The 18,214-nt window shown below is 65.5% G+C and carries 15 protein-coding genes; 10 read left to right on the forward strand and 5 right to left on the reverse strand.

The window, feature by feature from the left end; translation table 11 throughout:
• The first annotated feature begins 15 nt into the window (after nucleotides 1-15).
• Genes hpaD (RB2654_RS18990) through RB2654_RS19010 form a run of 5 tightly spaced genes read left to right on the forward strand, consistent with a single transcriptional unit; the run spans nucleotide 16 to nucleotide 4,298 of the window.
• Entirely contained in the window at nucleotides 16-870 is an 855-nt protein-coding gene (gene hpaD / locus RB2654_RS18990; protein WP_008334845.1) for a 3,4-dihydroxyphenylacetate 2,3-dioxygenase, read from the forward strand.
• Between the two features lie 9 nt (nucleotides 871-879).
• Entirely contained in the window at nucleotides 880-1,860 is a 981-nt protein-coding gene (hpaD, locus tag RB2654_RS18995) for a 3,4-dihydroxyphenylacetate 2,3-dioxygenase (RefSeq protein WP_008334847.1), read from the forward strand.
• A gap of 10 nt (nucleotides 1,861-1,870) precedes the next feature.
• Nucleotides 1,871-2,728 (forward strand): fumarylacetoacetate hydrolase family protein, encoded by an 858-nt coding sequence (locus RB2654_RS19000; protein ID WP_008334849.1) that lies wholly within the window; start codon nucleotides 1,871-1,873, stop codon nucleotides 2,726-2,728.
• Nucleotides 2,725-3,528, forward strand: coding sequence for a 2-oxo-hept-4-ene-1,7-dioate hydratase (gene hpaH, locus RB2654_RS19005; RefSeq protein ID WP_008334850.1), 804 nt, complete (start codon nucleotides 2,725-2,727; stop codon nucleotides 3,526-3,528). The genes RB2654_RS19000 and hpaH overlap by 4 nt, the downstream gene beginning before the upstream one ends.
• An 11-nt stretch (nucleotides 3,529-3,539) precedes the next feature.
• Entirely contained in the window at nucleotides 3,540-4,298 is a 759-nt protein-coding gene (locus tag RB2654_RS19010; protein WP_008334851.1) for an aldolase/citrate lyase family protein, read from the forward strand.
• 1 nt (nucleotide 4,299) lies between these two features.
• On the opposite strand, the gene RB2654_RS19015 is transcribed toward RB2654_RS19010, so the two are convergent.
• On the reverse strand, nucleotides 4,300-5,142 hold the full coding sequence (locus RB2654_RS19015; protein ID WP_008334852.1) for an SMP-30/gluconolactonase/LRE family protein: 843 nt from the start codon (nucleotides 5,140-5,142) through the stop codon (nucleotides 4,300-4,302).
• A gap of 104 nt (nucleotides 5,143-5,246) precedes the next feature.
• Between RB2654_RS19015 and RB2654_RS19020 the strand changes: the two genes are divergently transcribed.
• Nucleotides 5,247-5,732, forward strand: coding sequence for an RrF2 family transcriptional regulator (locus RB2654_RS19020; RefSeq protein WP_040885271.1), 486 nt, complete (start codon nucleotides 5,247-5,249; stop codon nucleotides 5,730-5,732).
• Between the two features lie 65 nt (nucleotides 5,733-5,797).
• On the opposite strand, the gene RB2654_RS19025 is transcribed toward RB2654_RS19020, so the two are convergent.
• The gene (locus RB2654_RS19025) at nucleotides 5,798-6,943 is read right to left on the reverse strand and encodes a S1C family serine protease (RefSeq protein WP_008334856.1); all 1,146 of its coding nucleotides are present in this window, start codon (nucleotides 6,941-6,943) and stop codon (nucleotides 5,798-5,800) included.
• A gap of 206 nt (nucleotides 6,944-7,149) precedes the next feature.
• On the opposite strand from RB2654_RS19025, the gene RB2654_RS19030 reads away from it, so the two are divergent.
• Both RB2654_RS19030 and RB2654_RS19035 read left to right on the forward strand, forming a co-directional pair.
• Entirely contained in the window at nucleotides 7,150-7,821 is a 672-nt protein-coding gene (locus RB2654_RS19030; RefSeq protein ID WP_008334857.1) for a winged helix-turn-helix domain-containing protein, read from the forward strand.
• Entirely contained in the window at nucleotides 7,811-9,154 is a 1,344-nt protein-coding gene (locus RB2654_RS19035) for a sensor histidine kinase (RefSeq protein ID WP_148912620.1), read from the forward strand. Before RB2654_RS19030 ends, RB2654_RS19035 begins: the two co-directional genes overlap by 11 nt.
• Nucleotides 9,155-9,315: 161 nt before the next feature.
• Here the strand turns inward: RB2654_RS19035 and RB2654_RS19040 are convergent, their stop codons facing one another.
• Genes RB2654_RS19040 through RB2654_RS19050 form a run of 3 tightly spaced genes read right to left on the reverse strand, consistent with a single transcriptional unit; the run spans nucleotide 9,316 to nucleotide 14,108 of the window.
• Nucleotides 9,316-12,444, reverse strand: coding sequence for an efflux RND transporter permease subunit (locus RB2654_RS19040; RefSeq protein WP_008334862.1), 3,129 nt, complete (start codon nucleotides 12,442-12,444; stop codon nucleotides 9,316-9,318).
• A 6-nt stretch (nucleotides 12,445-12,450) separates the two neighbouring features.
• Nucleotides 12,451-13,668: an efflux RND transporter periplasmic adaptor subunit gene (locus RB2654_RS19045; protein ID WP_008334865.1), complete on the reverse strand. Its 1,218-nt coding sequence runs from the start codon at nucleotides 13,666-13,668 to the stop codon at nucleotides 12,451-12,453.
• An 11-nt stretch (nucleotides 13,669-13,679) separates the two neighbouring features.
• Nucleotides 13,680-14,108 carry a GbsR/MarR family transcriptional regulator gene (locus tag RB2654_RS19050; RefSeq protein ID WP_254655616.1) on the reverse strand — a complete coding sequence of 143 codons (429 nt, stop codon included), beginning with the start codon at nucleotides 14,106-14,108 and terminating at the stop codon, nucleotides 13,680-13,682.
• 280 nt (nucleotides 14,109-14,388) lie between these two features.
• Between RB2654_RS19050 and ilvD the strand changes: the two genes are divergently transcribed.
• The gene (gene ilvD / locus RB2654_RS19055) at nucleotides 14,389-16,230 is read left to right on the forward strand and encodes a dihydroxy-acid dehydratase (RefSeq protein WP_008334880.1); all 1,842 of its coding nucleotides are present in this window, start codon (nucleotides 14,389-14,391) and stop codon (nucleotides 16,228-16,230) included.
• 200 nt (nucleotides 16,231-16,430) lie between these two features.
• Nucleotides 16,431-18,212: an ABC transporter transmembrane domain-containing protein gene (locus RB2654_RS19060; protein WP_008334881.1), complete on the forward strand. Its 1,782-nt coding sequence runs from the start codon at nucleotides 16,431-16,433 to the stop codon at nucleotides 18,210-18,212.
• The last annotated feature ends 2 nt before the right edge of the window (nucleotides 18,213-18,214 follow it).

The following is an 18,214-nucleotide window of genomic DNA, read 5'->3' on the forward strand; positions in this document are numbered from 1 at the left end:
GAGGAGATATGCGTCATGGGTGAAATCGTTCTGGCGGCCAAGATGACCCACGTTCCGACGATGCAGATGTCGGAGCAGGACGGGCCGATCAAGGGCAAACGTCAGGCCGCGATCGACGGCCACTATGAAATCGCGCGCCGGGCCAAGGCGTTGGGCGCGGAGACTGTGGTGATCTGCGACACGCACTGGCTGGTGAACGCGGGGTTCCATATCAATGCCAACGACAGGTTCGAGGGGCTTCTGACCTCGTCCGAGTTTCCGCAGTTCATCCGCGACATGCCCTATAGCCACGCGGGCAACCCGGCGCTTGGCGATGCCATTGCCGAGGCCGCGTGCGAGATGGGCGTCTACACGCTCGCCCATCATCTCGACAGTCTCGACCTCGAATACGGCTCGCTCGTCCCGCTGTCGTTCATGAGCCGCGAACATGAGATGAAGGTGGTTTCCATCGCGGCCTTCTGCACGGTCCACGACCATGACGAGAGCCGTGTGCTGGGGGAGGCGATCCGCAAGGCGGTCGACGCCTCGGACGACAAGGTTCTGCTCGTCGCCTCCGGCAGCCTCAGCCACAAGATCTGGTCGAACAAGGATTATGCCCCGAACAACGGCACCTTCACGATCAGTTCGGAGTTCAACCGTCAGGTCGATCTCATGGTGCTCGAGATGTGGAAGCGCGGCGATCACGCGACCTTCCTCAAGATGCTCGGCGACTATGCCCTGCACTGCTCGGGCGAGGGCTCGATGCACGACACCGCCATGCTTTATGGTGCCCTCGGCTGGGATGCCTACACGGGCGAATGCGAGGTCGTCACCGACTATTTCCCATCCTCTGGCACAGGCCAGGCCAATGTCATCTTCCCGGTGCAGTAAGGAGCCCAGATGCCCATTCCCGCCCCGAACCTTTACCCGCCGTTCAACATCATCCGGCTGTCCCATGTCGATTTCGGCGTGCGCGATCTGGCGGCGTCCAAGGCGTTCTACGTCGATACGCTCGGCCTTCAGATCACGGACGAGGACGACAGCACCGTCTATCTGCGCGCGATGGAAGAGCGGGGGCATCACTGCATGGTGCTTCACAAATCCACCGAGCCGCACGTCAAGGCGCTGTCGTTCAAGGTCTTCGACGAGAGCGAATTGGACAAGGCGCACGACTGGTTCAAGTCACAGGGGCACGGGGTCGACTGGGTCGAGCGCCCCTATCAGGGTCGCACGCTCGCGACGCACGATCACCTCAGTATGCCCATCGAATTCTACTTCAAGATGGAGCGGTTGCCGCCGATCCACCAGAAATATGCGCTCTACAAGGGTGTGAAGCCGCTGCGCATCGACCACTTCAACTGCTTCGTGCCGAACGTGGACGAGGCGGTGGGCTTTTACAACGAGATCGGCTTTCGGGTGACCGAATACACCGAGGATGAGGAAAGCAAGCGGCTTTGGGCGGCCTGGACCCATCGCAAGGGCGGGGTCCACGACATCGCCTTCACCAACGGGACCGGCCCGCGCCTGCACCACACGGCGTTCTGGGTGCCGACACCTCTCAACATCATCGACCTGCTCGATCTGATGTCCACCACCGGCTATGTATCGAATATCGAACGCGGACCGGGGCGCCACGGCATTTCCAACGCGTTCTTCCTGTACATTCTCGACCCCGACGGGCACCGGATCGAGATTTACTGTTCCGACTATCAGACCGTGGACCCGGACCTCGAAGCGATCCGGTGGGATCTGAAAGACCCGCAGCGTCAAACGCTCTGGGGCGCGCCTGCGCCGAAGTCGTGGTTCGAACATGGCTCGGTCTTCGACGGGCTCGACGTCAGCGAGTCGAACCTCGGCGCATCGCCGATCATCGCACCGTGAGGAGGGCATCATGAGCAATCGCATCGCGGCCTTCCGGGCCGATGGCACCACCCGCTACGGCGTCGTCACCGACGAGGGCCTCATCGACCTGACCGATGTGGCGGGCTACGCGGACCTTCAGGCGGTCGTCGTGGACGGCGCTCTGGAAAAGGTGATCGCGCTGGCCGAGGGGCGCGCGCCCACCTTCGCCTCGGATGAGGTCGAGTTCCTGATCCCCATCGCACGGCCTGAGAAAATCCTCTGCGTCGGCGTGAACTTCCCCGACCGCAACGCCGAATACAAGGACGGTTCGGCTCAGCCCAAGCATATGTCGCTGTTCCCGCGCTTTCCCCGCAGCTTCACGGGCCATGGCCAGCCGCTCATCCGTCCGCCGGAAAACCACACGCTCGACTACGAGGGCGAAGTGGTCGTCGTGATTGGCAAGGGCGGTCGCCGGATCGCGGCAGGGGATGCCTATGACCACATCGCCGCGCTCACCATCGCGAACGAAGGCACGATCCGCGACTGGGTGCGCCATGCGAAATTCAACGTCACGCAAGGCAAGAACTGGGACAACTCCGGCGCCATCGGCCCGTGGCTCGTGCCCTTCACCGATCCGGCGCAACTCGACGATGCCCGCATCGTCACGCGCGTGAACGGCGAGGTGCGGCAGGACGACGTGCTGGCCAACATGATGTTCCCCATCCGTGAAGAGATCGCCTATATCTCGACCTTCACCACGCTCGTGCCCGGCGACGTCATCATCACCGGCACGCCCACCGGCGCGGGCGCACGGTTCGATCCGCCGAAATACCTCGTCCCCGGCGATGTGGTCGAAGTCGAGGTGAACGGCATCGGCACCCTCACCAACACCGTGGCCGACGAATGACCTTGACGGACGCCCAAGTCGAAGAGGCGGCTGCCGACCTTTTGACCGCCGAAGACACCCGGACCCAGATCGGCCTCCTGTCGCTCCGCCACCCCGGCATGACGCTGGACGACGCCTATCGCATTCAGTCGGCCCAGATGGCGCAGAAACTGGCGGGGGGCCGGCGGATCGTCGGGTGGAAAATCGGCCTGACCTCCAAGGTCATGCAGGAGGCGCTGAAGATCGACACGCCGGACAGCGGCGTGCTTTTCGACGACATGATCTTTCCGAACGGCGGGACGGTGCCGGCAGGCCGGTTCATCCAGCCGCGGATCGAGGCCGAGATCGCATTCGTGATGAAAGCGCCTTTGTCGGGTGAGGTCAGCCGCGACGACGTGATTGCGGCGACGGATTACGTCACCCCCTCGCTCGAAATCCTCGACACCCGCATCCTGCGCGCCGATCCCGACACGGGGACGCCCCGGATCATCACCGACACCGTGTCGGACAACGCGGCCAACGCGGGCATCGTGACTGGGAAAGAACAAAACCCGCCCGAGGCCTTCGACCTGCGCTGGACCGGCGCGATCCTCACCAAGAACGACGAAGTGGTCGCGACCGGCCTTGGCGCCGCCGTGCTGAACGACCCGGTGACGGGCATCGTCTGGCTCGCGCGGCGCATGGGGCAATACGGGCAGCGGATCGAGGCGGGGCAGGTGGTCTTGTCCGGCTCGTTCATCGCGCCTATCGAATGTCCATCCGGCACCCGCATCTCCGCCGACTTCGGCGCGTTCGGGTCCGTGGCGATCAACTTCGACTAGGGGAGGGGCCGATGCCCGCACCGACCAACCACTTCAAGGCGCGGCTCAAGTCCGGCGAAACGCAGATCGGCCTCTGGGTCTCGATGGGCGATGCGTCGGTTGCCGAACTCTGTGCGCAAGCGGGGTTCGATTGGCTGGTGATCGATGGCGAACACGGCCCGAACGACCTTCTGTCGATCCGCGATCAGCTGCGCGCGGTCGGCACGACGACCTCCGCCGTGGTGCGCGCCCGCGACGACGACCGCTCGTTCATCAAGCAACTCCTCGACGTCGGTGCGCAAACCATCCTCATCCCGATGATCGAAAGCGGCGCGCAGGCGCGCGAGGCGGTGCGTTCGATGCTCTACCCCCCGCACGGCGTGCGCGGCATCGGGGCGGCCTTGGCGCGTGCGTCCGCCTATAACGCGATCCCCGATTACCTGCACACCGCGAATGACGAGGTCTGCCTGCTGCTTCAGGTCGAGAACCGGGCAGGCGTCGCGGCGCTGGACGATATTCTCGCGGTCGAGGGCGTCGATGGCGTGTTCGTCGGCCCCGCCGATCTGGCCGCCGACATGGGGTTCATCGGCAATCCCGGCGCGCCCGAGGTTCAGGCGGTTGTAGTCGACGTGCTCACCCGTATCCGGGCGGCGGGCAAGGCGGCAGGCATCCTGACCTCGGACCGGGCGCTCGCGCAGAGCTATGCCGACATGGGTGTCGAATTCCTCGCCGTCGGCACGGATGTCGGCACGCTGGTCGGCGGGCTCAAGACCCTGCGCGGTGCGTTCTGACCTACAGAACCACGCGGTATTCCGGCAGACCCGGCACCTCGACCCCCTGTGCGAAAAGCACGCCGTCATCGGGCGACGGGTCGTCCAGACCCATCCGCGCTGTTCCCACGAACAGGGTTTTCAGATCCGGCCCGCCCAGAGCCGGACAGGTCGCGCGCCGCGCCGGAACCTCGACGGCATAATCGAACCGCCCGTCCGGCAGATACCGGGCCACGCGGCCCATGTTCCACTGGGCGTTCCAGATCGCACCTTCGCCGTCCACGATGGAGCCATCGGGCAGGGGGCGTTCGCCGCTCAGATCGATATGCACGCGTGCCGTGCCTGTGGGCCAGCCGTCGGCGTCCAGCGGCAGCGCCATGATCTGCCGGGTGGGCGTGTCGGTGTAGTAGGCCGTGCGTCCGTCCGGCGCGAAGCAGATGGAATTGGATACAGTCACCCCATCCACGATCCTGCGCAACTCGCCACGGTAATAGCGGAAGATCGCGGCCACGCCCGGCTCGAATTTCTTGCCCATCGTGCCGATCCAGAACCCGCCGTGCGGATCGGCGCGCCCGTCGTTCGAGCGGGTCGCGGGGTTGTCGGCATCCAGTTGGACGACTGTGTTCACCTTCGCCGTCTCGACATCGAAGGTGAAAAGCTGTGTCTCGGACGCTACAAACAGCAGATTTCGCGACACCCAGCCCGCCGCCGAGACCGCCTCGTCGAACGACCACTCGCGCGGGCCGTCCGGGCCCCGCGTCAGCAGCTTCCGGCTCAAAATATCGAACCAGTACAATTGTTTGGACAGCGGGTGCCACAGCAGGCCCTCGCCAAGCGCACAGGCCCGAGTATCGAATTGGTACATTTCGCGGCGTTCCTCCCCGCTAGACGAAAAACATTTATCTGATCTATGTCAAATCGCCGTGTGAACCGGGTGGTTACATTACGAAAACGCTAGGGGAGAGCAGAATGCGTCTGACACTGAGAACGAACCTTGCCGCACGGGTCCTCATGTTCTGCGGTGTGAACACGGATCAGACCGTTCGCTCGTCTGAGATCGCCGAGGCGACCAACGCCTCGGGCAATCACCTGAGCCAGGTGATCCACAAGCTTCAGCAATTCGGATATGTCGAAACCCGGCGCGGGCGCGGTGGCGGCCTCATGCTGGCGCGCAAGCCCGAAGCCATTTCGATCGGTGCCCTGTTTCGCGATTTCGAGGCGGAGGTGCCGTTCACCGAGTGCTTCGACGCCGCCAACAACAACTGCCCACTGATCGAGACCTGCCGCCTCAACACCTATATCAAGAAGGCGCTCGACGCGTTCTATTCCGAACTGGATGAGGTCACACTGGCCGATCTGGTCAAGGACAACTGCGGCCTGATCGAGCTTCTCGACCTGAACCCCGCCAACGGGGTGTCCTGCGACCGCAGCCGTCAGGCCTCGGCCGCCGAGTAGATACGAAAAGGCCGCCGGGAGGGGACAGTCCCGACGGCCTCCTCAGAAGCGAAGTACCAGGGAGATCAAGCCGGCTCGTCTTCGCTCCGTTCGCCAAGGGTCACGTTGAACGTCTGTTCCTGCCCTTTGCGCAGCACCTTCAGTTCGACATCCGACCCCGGCATGTCGCCGGCGATGGCACGGGTCAGGTCGCGGGGGCCGTCGATGGCCTTGCCGTTCACCTCGGTGACGATATCGCCCGCTTCCAGCCCGGCCTCTTCGGCGGGCGTGCCCGACATGACGCTTTGCACCATCGTGCCGTTCGCCTCTTCCAGACCGAGCGCGGCGACCACGTCTTCGCTGACCGGCGCGATCTGAACGCCCAGCCAGCCGCGGCTGACTTCGCCGTCGTCCGACAGGTCCGCCACGATCTCTTTGACCATGTCCGCAGGCACGGCGAAGCCGAGGCCGATCGAACCGCCGGTGGGCGAGATGATCGCGGTGTTCATCCCGATCACCTGACCGTTGGGGTTCAGAAGCGGACCGCCCGAGTTGCCCCGGTTGATCGCGGCGTCGGTCTGGATGAAGTTGTCGAACGGACCCGCGCGCAGATCACGACCGATGGCCGAGACGATACCCGTGGTCACGGTGTTGCCGAGGCCGAACGGATTGCCCATCGCGATCACGTTCTCACCGACCTGAAGATCGGCCGAGGTGCCGAATTCAAGCGCGGGCAGGCCGGTCGCATCGACCTTGAGAACGGCGATGTCCGTGGCGGCATCGACGCCGACGACCTCGGCGGTCATCTCGCGCCCGTCCTCGAGCGTCACCTTGACCTCATCCGCGCCTCGCACGACGTGGGCGTTGGTCACGATCTGACCGTCCTCGGACACGATGAACCCGGTGCCCGCGCCGCGCATCTGGCGGTCCGGCATCTGGCCGCGCGGGTCGCCCTCGGGCATCGGCATGCCGAAGCGCTTGGAAAACTCCTCGAACGGCGTGCCTTCGAATGGGTCGCCCTGTGCGGGCTGGGCCGATGCGTTGCGCGAGGTTTCGATGGTCACGACGGCGGGCGCCACCTGTTTGACCAGATCGACATAGCCACCCTCGACCGGGGCGGCGGCGAAAGCGGGTTGGGTGGTGTTGGTGATCGCGGCGACACCGCCACCGGCGAGAAGCGCGCTGACCGCCAGTGCAGGGGCCACGCGGTTCATGATGGTGTTCTTGGGCATGAAGCATCCTCTTTTGACTGCGAGGGGCTTGGTCGCCCCCTTCGGATGACACGAAGATGAACGTGGCGAATTGCAGCGCCACATCGGCAGGATTGCATCTGCGTAATCTTCGTCACGGCGGCGTGAAAAGGGGTGTTTCGACCGGGTGAAACCTGCAAAACAAGGGGCAACCGCCTATGTTGTGGGCGAGTAACCGGTAGCGACCCATGAAAATTCTTGTCGTAGAAGACGACCCGACCACAGCAGATTTCATCGCCCGCGGCTTTTCCGAAGAGGGGCATTCCGTCGACCGGCTGGCCGATGGGCGCTCGGCGCTCGGGCAGGCGATGCAGGGCAGTTACGACGTGCTGGTCGTCGACCGCATGCTGCCGGAACTCGACGGCCTGTCGCTGGTCAAGGCGTTGCGCGCGGCCCGTGTCGCGACGCCCGCGATCTTCCTGACCTCGGTCGGCGGGGTCGAGGATCGGATCGCGGGGCTGGAAGCCGGGGGCGACGACTACCTCGTCAAACCCTTCGCCTTCGGGGAACTCTCCGCGCGCGTCGCCGCGCTGACCCGCCGCCCGCCCTTGCAGGCCGAGGAAACGACGCTGAAGGCGGGCGATCTGGAGATGGACCTCGTGCGGCGCGAGGTGCGCCGCGCCGGGCGGCCCATCGACCTCCTGCCGCGCGAATTCGCGCTGCTCGAACACCTGTTGCGGCGCAAAGGCCGGGTGCAGACCCGGACCATGCTTCTGGAAAACGTGTGGGACATCCATTTCGACCCCGGCACCAACGTGGTCGAAACCCATATCAGCCGCCTGCGGGCCAAGGTGGACAAGCCCTTCGACCACGAGTTGATCCGCACCGTGCGCGGCGCGGGGTATCGCATTGACGACTAGGGCCCGCCGCTCGACCCGGATCATGCGCTCGACGCCGGTGCGTCAGGCGGTGTTGCTGGTGGCGGTCGTGGCTCTGGTCAATCTGGCCTCGCTGGGCGTGGCGTGGCTGACCCAGCGCGCCAACACGCTTCAGGACCTGCGTGCCGATCTGGACCGCGAGATGGCGAGTTTCGAGATTTCGGCAAGCCCGTCGGCCCTGCGCACGCTGGTCGAGGCGCGCGCCCGGGTGACCGACCCGCGCGACACGGTGTTCGTGTTTCTGGGGGACGACCGCCGCAGCACCGGAAATGCGCGTGCCGTGCTGAACGGGGTCGACGTGGGCTTCACCGCTTTGGAGGACACGCGGCCCCTGTCGGACGAAGGCTATATCGACGATGTGCGGCGGCTGTCGGGCGGGGTGCTGATCGTCGCCAAGAGCCTCGAACCGCTGGCGCGTCTGGGCGAGACCTTTCTCGTGCTGCTGCTGGTGTCGACGCTGCCCACGGTTCTGATCGCTCTGGGCACCGGCGCGGTGATCGCCCGCGCCTCGGCCCGCCGCGTGGAGCGGATCGAAGGCGTGCTCGACCGGATCGCCTCCGGCGACCTCGCGGCCCGGTCGCATGAGACCGGCGACGGCGACGACCTGTCGCGCATCGGGGCGCGGGTGAACCGGATGGCGGTGAAGCAGGAGGCCGCGACCGAGGCGCTGAGGCAGGTCACCACCGACATCGCCCATGACCTGCGCACGCCGTTGCAGCGGATCGGCGTCACGCTTCAGGATCTCGAAGACCGTCTGCCGGAGGGCGAGGCGCGCGACCTCGCCCAAGCGGCAGGGGAGGAGGCCGAACGCGCGGTGTCGGTCTTTCGCGCCCTGCTCCAGATCGCGCAGATCGAAGGGGGAAGCGCCAAGGACCGGTTCCGTCCCGTCGATCTGGGCGCGGTGGCGCTGCGGATCGCGGAGCTCTACGAGCCCTCGGCGGAGGACCGCGAGGACCGTTTCACCGTGGACGTGCCCGACACGCCCGTGATGGTGCGCGGCGATGGCGACCTGATCGGTCAGGCGCTCGCCAACCTGATCGAGAACGCCCTTCGTCACACGCCGCCCGGCGGCGAGGTGCGGGTGCGGGTCGGGCCGGACGGCACCCTGAGCGTGGCCGACAGCGGCCCCGGTATCCCCGAGACCGAGCGTGACAAGGTCCTGCGCCGTCTCTACCGTCTCGAACGCTCGCGCACGACGCCGGGCAACGGCCTCGGCCTCGCCCTCGTCGCGGCCATCGCGGAGAGCCACGGCGCGGCACTGGACCTTGGCGACGCCGACCCGGGCCTGATCGTCACGTTGCGCTTTCAGGGGTAGGGTTTCCAAGCGGCGCGCGGGCAAGCCCGCGCACAGGGTTTGCGCCGTCCCGCCTGCGGCGGGTCGTCGCGGTGGGGGGAGGCCAGCCTCCCCCCCCGGATTTGCAGGCAAATCCGTCCCCCTCCGAGGTTTTTCGAAACAGAGAAGGGGGACGGGTGTGGTTACTCCGCCGGGGCGTGGACGTCGTCGGGGGCCTTTGGCGTGAAGCGCGAGGCGAAGCGGCCGATGGCGTCGGTGTAGGTGAGGATCACCGGCACGACGACCAGCGTCAGCAGCGAGGACGAGATCAGGCCGCCGATCACGGCATGGGCCATCGACGCGTTCTGCCCGGTGCCGCCGTGGATGTTGAGCGCCAGCGGCAGCATGCCGAAGATCATCGCGAGCGTCGTCATCACGATGGGCCGGAACCGCGTGCGCCCGGCGATGACCAGCGCATCGTAGAGGTTCAGCCCCTCGTCACGGACATGCTGGTTGGCGTTGTCCACGAGCAGGATCGCGTTCTTGGTGACCAGACCCATCAGCATGATGAACCCGATGATCGACATGACGTTCAGCGTCGAGTCGAATACCAGCAGACCGCCCAGCACGCCGATCAGGGCCAGCGGCAGGGACGACATGATCGCCAGAGGTTGCAGGAACGAGCCGAACTGCGAGGCGAGCACGAGGTAGATGAAGATGATCGCCAGAGCCAGCGCGGCGGCGGCGGCGAACCCCAGATCCTGCATGTCCTCGACTTCGCCCCCGGTGCCCTGACTGTAGCCCAGCGGGTAGTCGAGCGCGGCGGCGGCCTCCTGCACCGCGGCGGTCACGTCGCCGGGGCGCACGCCGCTTTCGAGGTTCGCGGTGACACGGACCGAGCGTTCCCGGTCTTCGCGGTTGATCTCGCCCGGTCCTTCGGACTGGGTGATCGTCGCCACCTGATCGAGCCGGATGACATCCGTCGACCCGGTCGCGCCCGATTGCGCGATGGGCAGCGCGCCCAGATAGGCCGCGTCGTTTCGCGCGCTGTCGGGCAGGCGCACCACCACGTCGAGGCTTTCGCCGCGCGGGCTTGTCCATTCCGACACGGTCTGGCCTTCGAGCATCGAGGACAGGGTGTCGCCGACGGAGGCGAGCGAAACGCCGAGGTCGAAGGCCGCATCGCGGTCGACTTCGATCCCGATGGTGGGCTGGGGATCGTCGAGCGTGGTGTTGATGTCGACCAGCCCCTCGATCCCGGCCATGTCGTCGGCCAGTTCGCGGGCCAGCTTTTCCAGGACGCGCAGATCGGGGCCGAAGATCTTGATCTCGATCGGCGGTTCCACCGGACCCATGCCGCCCGATGCGCCCACCGAGAATTCGGCGCCGGGGATGGCTTTCAGCGCGTCGCGCACGGGGCTCGTCAGATCCTGCGGGGACCGGCTGCGTTGATCCGAGGGCACGAGGATGCCGATGATCGTGGCGTTGTTATCGCCCGACGAGGTGCCGGAGTTCACCGTCGCGTAGGTGCTTTCGATTTCCGGGAACCTGTCGTGCAGGAGCGCGTCGACCTGCGCGATCTTGTCGGCCGTCCGGTCGAGCGAGGTGCCCACCGGCGCCTTGAGGTCGACCTGGATTTCCCCTGTGTCGGACGGCGGAATGAACTCGCCCCCGATCAGGGGGAACAGGGCGAAGGCGCCGACGAAGGCGGCGAAGGCCACGCTCAGCGTCGTCTTGCGGAACTTGAGCGCCTTTTTCAGGAGCTTGCCGTATTGCTCGCCGATCCAGTCGAACAGGCGGTCGAACTGGCCCACGGCGCGGCCCACGATGCCGCGTTTGCGGTTCGGGTCGGCGGCCGGGTCGTACCACACCGACGACATCATCGGGTCAAGCGTGAAGGACACGAAGAGCGAGATCAGGACGGCCACCGACACGGTGATCCCGAACTGGAAGAAGAAGCGCCCGATGATCCCTTCCATGAACGCCACCGGCAGGAACACCGAGACGATGGAAAGCGTGGTGGCAAGCACGGCGAGGCCGATTTCCTTGGTCCCGTCCAGCGCGGCCTGAATGTGGGATTTGCCCATGTGCAGGTGTCGCACGATGTTTTCGCGCACGACGATGGCGTCGTCGATCAGGATGCCGACCGACAGCGACAGCGCCATGAGCGTCATCATGTTGAGCGTGAAGCCCATCGCGTAGATCGCCGTCATCGTCGCGATGATCGAGATCGGCAGGGTCAGGCCGGTGATGACCGTCGAACGCCATGAGTTGAGGAACAGGAACACGATGATCGTGGCGAGGATCGCGCCCTCGACGATCATCGACTGGACCGAGTGGAAGCTTTCGATCACGGGTTCCGAGTTGTCGCGCAGCACCGAGATTTCGATGCCCTCGAACTGAGGGTCTTCGTTCATCTTGTGCACTTCTTCGACGACGCGTTCGGCCACGTCCACGGTGTTCGCGCCCTGCGTCTTGAGCACGTCGATGGCCAGTGCATCCTGCCCGTTCAGCATGGCGAGGCTGTCGCGCTCGGCCAGACCCGTGGTCACGTTCGCCACGTCGCCCAGACGGATCGGCTGACCGCCGCGCCGGGCCACTATGATGTCCTCGAAGGCGCGCAGGGTTTCGATGCGGCCTTCGACCTGAACCGACTGGCTCTGGCCGCCGGAGGTTACGGCGCCTGCGGGCACATCCTGATTTTCCTGTGCGACGGCGTTCGACACCTCGGCGATGCCCACGTTCAGGGCGGTCTGCCGGTCCGGGTCGATCTCGATCAGCACTTCGCGCGGGCGTCCGCCCACCACGTCGGCATTGCCGACACCGCGCAGGTTCGAAATGCGCTTGGCGATGTAATCCTCGGTCACCTGCGTCAGCGTGCCGATGTCGAGCTCGTCCGAGCTGACCCCGATCGACAGGATCGGCAGATCGGACGGGTCGAAGCGCAGGATGCGCGGGTCGTCGGCATTGTCGGGCAGAAGCGGTCCGATCTGGCTCACCCGGTCGCGCACGTCCTGCACGGCGGTGGCGCTGTCCACTTCCAGATCGAACTGGATGATGACCAGCGACGAGCCGGTGAGCGCGGTCGACTGGATGTTGTCGATGCCGGCAAGCGTCGAGACGCTGTCCTCGATCGGCTCGATGATGTCGCTTTCCACCGCTTCCGGCGTCGCGCCGGGGTAGGAGGTGACGACGGCGACGACCGGGAAATCCACGTCCGGGAACTGTTCGACCGGAAGGCGGGAGTAGGAGAACGCGCCCACGACCATGAGCGCGATCATCACCATCGTGGCAAAGACCGGCTGGCCGACGCTGATGCGGGTCAGGAACATCTGGGCTTACTCCGTGATCGCGAATTTCTGACCGGCGCGAAGCTCGGGCAGGGGGGCCGACACGACGGTGTCGCCGGGCTCAAGACCCGAAGCGATTTCGACCTTGGCCCCGTTGTCCCAGTCGCGCGCGACCTCGACCGCGCGCCGTTCCAGCGCCTCGCCGTTCGCGGTCAGGACGAATGTGCCCTGCGCATCCTCGCGGATGGCTTCGACGGGCACCCAGAGCGCATCGGATTTCTCTTCCAGCGTGATGCGGCCCGTGGCGAACATGCCGCCGCGCAGGGCGCCATTGGTGTTTTCGAGCGCGATATAGACCGGAAGCATCCGCGAGCCGGAGATGGCCATGGGATTCAGACGCTCGACCTCGCCGGTGAAGGTCTGGTCTCCGAAGCCCTCGACGCGCAGGGTGACGATCTGGCCTTCGGTGATCTGGTTCGAGATCGACACGGGCGCGGTCGCCTCGACTTCCAGCGAGGTCAAATCGACGATGGTGAACAGCGGCGACCCGGTGGCGACGAACGCGCCCGGATCGACCTGACGCTCGGCGATGACGCCATCGAAGGGCGCGGTCACGCGGGCCTTTTCCAGCGCGGTTTGCGCATTCTGGACCGAGGTTTCCTGAGCGGCGACCTGAGCGCGAAGCTGATCCAGCCCCGACTGCGCGTTCTCGAGCGCCGTGGGCGCGGCAAGGTCACGCTCCACAAGCGTTTGGGTGCGCTCGAAATCGCTTTGGGCCTGCGCGAACTGAACGCGCGTCGCTTCGGCATTGGATTGCGCCTGAGCGAGCTGGTTTTCCAGCGATACGACGTCGAACTGGGCCAGAAGCGCGCCTTCCTTGACCGAGTCGCCTTCGCGCACGGTCACGTCGAGCAACCGGGCCGATACTTCGGCCGACAGATGCACCTGACGCGACGGGGTGAGAGAGCCGGTCACGCGCAGGGTTTCGGATAGATCGCCGGGCGCCACTTCGGTGACTTCGAACGGGGCGAGGCGCACGATCAGTTCGGCGGGGGCTTCCGGCTCGACCGGGGCGGCCTGCTCCGGCGGTTCCGGGATCAGGCCGTTCTGGTCGGCATAGTAATACCCGCCGCCAGCGGTCACGGCGAGAACCAGAAGAACCAGCCACGGCCATTTGCGCCGCTTCGGTTTCTCGCCCTTGGCGATGGCCTCGGCGCGCGCTTTCTCGCGCTTGTTCATCGCCCAGTCGGGCTTGGGGTTATGCATATTCACGTCTCTCACTCCGTGTCTGCCATCTGGCGTTGGGCGCGTTCGGTCCATTCGTCGAGGAAGTCGGCGGAGGTCCGGAAAAATTGTGCGAAGGTTGTGACCCGTGCGCGGGCTTCGGCACGGCTGTCGGGAAAACTGGCGGCGGCATCTTCGATGCTGCGGGCGCGGGTGCGAAAGCGCGCGGCCATGCCGGCGAGCATGTCCTCGGCCGGGTTGGTCACGGCCATATAACTGTCGGCGCGCGACCCACGCGTCGCCACGCGGGTCAGGATGCCCTTGTCGGCAAGCTGGCGGCAATTGGTCGAGGCCGAGGCTTTCGAAATCGAAAGCGCCTCGGTAATCTCGGCCAGCGTTCGCGGCTCGCCTTCGACCAGAAGGTAGCCGAGGACTTGCCCGGCAATGCGCGGCAGGCCGTCTTCCTGGGTCATGAAACCCATCTGTTCGATGAAATGGTCAATCGGGTCACGGTTCATGGGTGGCCATATAGGTCTGTCCGGTTCATCGTTCAATTCAAATTGAACGTATTGAACGCAATAATTCCGCACTGCGGCGAGATTTGGGCGCGCAGGGCAAGAATTCGGGGCGGCAGGGCCGGAGTGTGCACAGACGCGTGCATGGGGCGTGGGGGTGCAATGCGTAGCCGGTCACGCGCCTTTGTCATTGCCCATCCGGCCTTTGGGGCTTAGGTAACGCACGTCCCGCGCGAAGGAGAGAGACATGGCATTTTACCGTTCCCGCCGCTCCACCCATGGCCGCAACATGGCCGGTGCCCGTGGCCTCTGGCGTGCCACCGGCATGACCGACGAGGATTTCGGCAAGCCGATCATCGCCGTGGTGAATAGCTTCACGCAGTTCGTGCCGGGCCACGTCCACCTCAAGGATCTGGGCCAGCTCGTCGCGGGCGAGATCGAAAAGGCGGGCGGTGTCGCCAAGGAATTCAACACCATCGCCGTCGACGACGGCATCGCGATGGGCCACGACGGGATGCTCTATTCGCTGCCGTCGCGTGAAATCATCGCGGATTCGGTCGAATACATGGTGAACGCGCATTGCGCCGACGCGATGGTCTGTATCTCGAACTGCGACAAGATCACCCCCGGCATGATGATGGCCGCGATGCGCCTGAACATCCCGGTGATCTTCGTCTCCGGCGGCCCGATGGAGGCCGGGAAGGTCAAGGTCGGCGATCTGGAAAAGGCGGTCGATCTGGTCGACGCGATGGTCGCCGCCGCCGACGATCAATACACCGACGAGCAGGTTCAGGCCTTCGAGGAAAACGCCTGTCCGACCTGCGGCTCGTGCTCGGGCATGTTCACCGCGAACTCGATGAACTGTCTGGCCGAGGCGCTGGGCCTCGCGCTGCCGGGCAACGGCTCGGTGCTGGCCACCCATGCCGACCGCGAGCGTCTGTTCCGCGAAGCGGGACGCCGGATCGTCGAGATCACAAAGCTGCATTACGAGGTCGAGGACGAGGGCTACCTGCCCCGCGAAATCGCCACGTTCGAGGCGTTCGAGAATGCCATGTCGCTCGACATCGCGATGGGCGGCTCGACCAACACTGTGTTGCACCTTCTGGCCATCGCCTATGAGGGCAAGGTCGACTTTACGATGGACGACATCGACCGGCTGAGCCGCAAGGTGCCGGTCCTGTGCAAGGTCGCGCCCGCCAAGGACGACGTGCATATGGAAGACGTGCACCGCGCGGGCGGCATCATGGGCATTCTGGGCGAAATGCTGCGCGGCGGGCTGATCCACGGCGACGTGCGCACCGTTCATTCGCAGAGCATGGCCGAGGCGATCGCGAAATGGGACGTCATGGTCGCCAACGACCCGGACACCGAGGCGTTCTACCGTGCGGCCCCGGGCGGTGTGCGCACGACGCAGGCGTTTTCGACCGAAAACCGCTACAAGGAACTCGACCGCGACCGCGAAGGTGGCGTGATCCGAACCGTCGAACACGCCTTTTCGCAGGACGGGGGCCTTGCGGTCCTGTTCGGCAACATCGCCGAGAACGGCTGTATCGTAAAAACCGCGGGCGTGGACGACTCGATCCTGAAATTCACCGGCACCGCGCGGGTTTTCGAAAGCCAGGACGCCGCCGTGAACGGCATCCTCAAGGGCGAAGTGACTGCGGGCGAGGTCGTGGTGATCCGCTACGAAGGGCCGCAGGGCGGGCCGGGGATGCAGGAAATGCTGTATCCGACGAGCTACCTGAAATCAAAAGGGCTCGGCAAAGCCTGCGCGCTGCTCACCGACGGTCGGTTCTCGGGTGGCACGAGCGGTTTGTCCATCGGCCACGTCAGCCCCGAAGCCGCCGAGGGCGGTCTGATCGGGCTGGTCGAGACCGGCGACACGATCGAGATCGACATTCCGGGCCGCACCATCAACCTCGCCGTGCCGGACAACGAACTGGCCGCACGGCGCGAAACCAAGGGCGCGCTGCCGTGGAAACCGGCCGAGCACCGGACCCGCGCGGTGTCGACCGCGCTCAAGGCCTATGCGCTGCTGGCGTCCTCGGCCAACCGGGGCGGCGTGCGGATCCTGCCGGGCGAAGAGTAAGCGGAGCGGGCGTGCGCCCGCGCTTTGGGAGCCGTGAAATCCGGTCCCCGGATTGCACGGCGGCGGGGGGCCAGCCCCCCGTGGACCCATTCGCGGGCGAATGTGTCCGGCCCCCCGAGGTTTCCCGGAAACGAAGAAGAGACAGGTTGCCCGGAGGTCGCGAGGGGCTTATCTGACCTGCGGGACGAAGGGGAGCCGACATGGCGGAAAACTCGGAAGACAGGGCCAAGTCGAAACAGGTCGGTGCGCTGCGCGGTCTGTGGCCGTTCATGCTGCCCTATAAGGGTCTGCTGATCGCCGCATTGCTGGCGCTGGTCTTTACCGCCGGAATTTCGCTCGTCATGCCGCTTGCGGTGCGACGGGTCATCGACGGGTTTTCGAGTTCGGCCGACGCGCTTCTGGACAAGTATTTCCTTGCCGCGATGGGTGTCGCGGTGCTGCTCGCCCTTGGCACGGGCCTGCGCTATTTCCTCGTCACCCGGCTGGGCGAACGGGTGGTGGCCGATATCCGCGAGGCGGTGTTCGACCGAGTGATCGGCATGAGCCCGGCGTTTTACGAAAAGATCATGACGGGCGAGGTGTTGAGCCGCATCACCACCGACACGACGCTGATCCTGTCGGTCATCGGGTCGTCAGTCTCGGTCGCGCTGCGCAACGCGCTCATCCTGATCGGCGGCACGATCATGCTCTTGTTCACATCGGCCAAGCTGACCGGCCTCGTGCTGCTCATCGTGCCGGTCGTGATGATCCCGATCATCGTGCTGGGCCGAAGGATGCGGGTTCTGAGCCGCGAGAACCAGGATTGGATCGCCAAATCCTCCGGCAAGGCGTCGGAGGCGCTGCTGTCGGTCCAGACCGTGCAGGCGTTTACCCATGAAGACCCGTCGCGAGAGACATTCCGCGAGGTGACCGAGGAAAGCTTCCGGTCGGCCCAGAAGCGGATCACGACCCGTGCGCTCATGACGATGATCGTCATCACGCTGATTTTCTCGGGTGTCGTCGGCGTGCTTTGGATCGGGGCGCGCGACGTGCGGGCCGACGAAATGTCGATCGGCGCATTGGTGCAGTTCGTGATCTACGCGATCATGACGGCGGGCGCGGTGGGCGCGCTGTCCGAGATTTGGTCGGAGCTTCAGCGCGCCGCCGGGGCGACCGAACGGCTGGTGGAGCTTTTGCGTGCCGAGGATGCGGTGAACGACCCCGAGGCGCCGAAAACGCTGGCCAAGCCGGTGCGCGGGGCGATCCGTTTCGATGACGTGACCTTCCGCTATCCGGCCCGGCCCGAGCATATCGCGCTGGATGGCGTGACGCTCGACGTGCAGCCCGGTGAGACTGTGGCGCTGGTCGGCCCATCGGGGGCGGGCAAATCGACGATCATCCAGCTTCTCCAGCGGTTTTACGATCCGAATGCGGGATCGGTGAGCATCGACGGCATGGACTTGCGTGACCTTGCGCGGGACGATTTCCGGCGTCACGTCGCCCTCGTCCCACAGGACGCGGTGATCTTTGCCGACACGGCGCGCGAGAACATCCGTTTCGGTCGGCTCGATGCCACCGATGCCGAGGTCGAGGCGGCGGCCAAGGCCGCAGCGGCGCATGAGTTCCTGACGAAGCTGCCCGAAGGGTACGACAGCTATGTCGGCGAGCGCGGCGTCATGTTGTCGGGCGGGCAGAAGCAACGCATCGCCATCGCGCGGGCCATTCTGCGCGACGCGCCGATTCTGCTCTTGGACGAGGCGACGAGTGCGCTGGACGCGGAGAGCGAGCGGGCGGTGCAATCGGCGGTCGATACCATGGCGCACGGGCGCACGACCATCATCATCGCGCACCGGCTTTCGACGGTGAAGAAGGCCGACCGCATCGTGGTCTTCGAGGATGGTCGGATCGTGGCCCAGGGCACCCATGACGAACTGGTGGCCGAGGGTGGGCTTTACGCGCGTCTCGCCCGGCTTCAGTTCACCGACGGGATCGCGGCGGAGTAACG

Source organism: Maritimibacter alkaliphilus HTCC2654 (genome assembly GCF_000152805.1).
Taxonomy (GTDB): Bacteria; Pseudomonadota; Alphaproteobacteria; order Rhodobacterales; family Rhodobacteraceae; genus Maritimibacter; species Maritimibacter alkaliphilus.